2 protein-coding genes are annotated in these 2052 nt (G+C 58.3%); both read left to right on the top strand.

The window, feature by feature from the left end; all coding sequences use genetic code 11:
• A partial coding sequence (gene nuoC, locus AACG97_RS00105) for an NADH-quinone oxidoreductase subunit C/D (protein ID WP_338463215.1) occupies positions 1 to 1632 on the top strand: 1632 nt, incomplete at its 5' end.
• Positions 1633 to 1634: 2 nt separating this feature from the next.
• On the top strand, positions 1635 to 2052 hold a 418-nt coding region (nuoE, locus tag AACG97_RS00110), incomplete at its 3' end, for an NADH-quinone oxidoreductase subunit NuoE (RefSeq protein WP_338463216.1).

Below are 2052 nucleotides of genomic sequence, written 5' to 3' on the forward strand. Positions count from 1 at the left end.
CTTGAGGTGGGTGATTTCCTGAAGAAATTGCCGAAGCCTTACGTGATGTTGTTTGACCTGCACGGCATGGACGAACGTCTGCGCACCCACCGCGATGGCCTGCCCGCCGCGGATTTTTCCGTTTTCTATCATCTGATTTTTATCGACCGCAACCGCGACATCATGCTCAAGGTGGCGCTGTCTGAAAACGATCTGCATCTGCCGACTTTCACCAAACTGTTCCCCAACGCCAACTGGTATGAGCGTGAAACCTGGGAAATGTTTGGCATGACCTTCGATGGCCACCCGAACCTGCGCCGTATCATGATGCCGCCGACTTGGGAAGGCCACCCGCTGCGTAAAGACTATCCGGCGCGCGCTACCGAATTCGATCCGTTTGAGCTGACCAAAGCCAAGCAGGATCTGGAGATGGAAGCGTTGACCTTCAAACCGGAAGAGTGGGGCATGAAGCGCAGCACCGACAACGAGGACTTCATGTTCCTCAACCTCGGTCCGAACCACCCGTCTGCCCACGGTGCATTCCGTATTATTCTGCAGCTGGATGGCGAAGAGATCGTCGACTGCGTACCGGACATCGGTTATCACCACCGCGGCGCCGAGAAGATGGGCGAGCGTCAGTCCTGGCACAGCTACATCCCGTATACCGACCGTATTGAATACCTCGGCGGCTGCGTCAACGAGATGCCGTACGTGCTGGCGGTGGAAAAACTGGCCGGGATCACCGTGCCGGATCGCGTGAATGTGATCCGCGTGATGCTCTCCGAACTGTTCCGCATCAACAGCCACCTGCTGTATATCTCGACCTTTATTCAGGACGTCGGCGCGATGACGCCGGTCTTCTTCGCCTTTACCGATCGGCAGAAAATTTACGATCTGGTGGAAGCGATTACCGGGTTCCGTATGCACCCGGCGTGGTTCCGCATCGGCGGTGTCGCGCACGATCTGCCGCGTGGCTGGGATCGCCTGCTGCGGGAATTCCTCGAGTGGATGCCGAAGCGTCTGGACTCCTATGAGAAGGCCGCCCTGCGCAACACCATTCTGAAAGGCCGTTCCGTCGGCGTGGCAGCCTATACCGCCAAAGAGGCGCTGGAGTGGGGCACCACCGGCGCAGGCCTGCGCGCCACCGGTATCGGCTTCGACGTGCGTAAATGGCGTCCTTATTCTGGCTATGAAAACTTCGACTTCGAAGTCCCGACCGGGGGCGGCGTCTCTGACTGCTACACCCGCGTGATGCTGAAAGTCGAAGAGCTGCGCCAGAGCCTGCGCATTCTTCAGCAGTGCCTCGATAACATGCCGGAAGGCCCGTTCAAAGCGGATCACCCGCTGACCACGCCGCCGCCGAAAGAGCGCACGCTGCAGCATATCGAAACCCTGATCACCCACTTCCTGCAGGTATCGTGGGGCCCGGTGATGCCGGCCAACGAATCCTTCCAGATGATTGAGGCGACCAAAGGGATTAACAGTTACTACCTGACCAGCGACGGCAGCACCATGAGCTACCGTACCCGCGTGCGTACGCCGAGCTTTGCGCATCTGCAGCAGATCCCGTCGGCGATCCGCGGCAGCCTGGTATCCGACCTGATCGTCTATCTGGGTAGTATCGATTTTGTTATGTCAGACGTGGACCGCTAATTATGCACGAGAATCAACAACCACAAACCGAGGCTTTTGAGCTGAGTGCGGCTGAGCGTGAGGCTATTGAGCACGAGAAGCACCACTACGAAGACCCGCGTGCGGCGTCCATCGAAGCGCTGAAAATTGTCCAAAAACAGCGCGGCTGGGTGCCGGATGGGGCGATCTATGCGATCGCCGATGTGCTGGGGATCCCGGCCAGCGACGTCGAAGGCGTGGCAACATTTTACAGCCAGATTTTCCGTCAGCCGGTTGGCCGTCACGTGATCCGTTACTGCGACAGCGTGGTGTGCCATATCACCGGTTATCAAGGTATTCAGGCTGCGATTGAGAAGAAGCTCAATATCAAGCCAGGGCAGACCACCTTCGATGGCCGCTTCACGCTGCTGCCGACCTGTTGCCTGGGCAACTGCGACAAGG

It is taken from the genome of Pseudomonas sp. Nvir (assembly GCF_963778085.1).
In the GTDB taxonomy this organism is placed as follows: Bacteria; Pseudomonadota; Gammaproteobacteria; order Pseudomonadales; family Pseudomonadaceae; genus Aquipseudomonas; species Aquipseudomonas juntendi.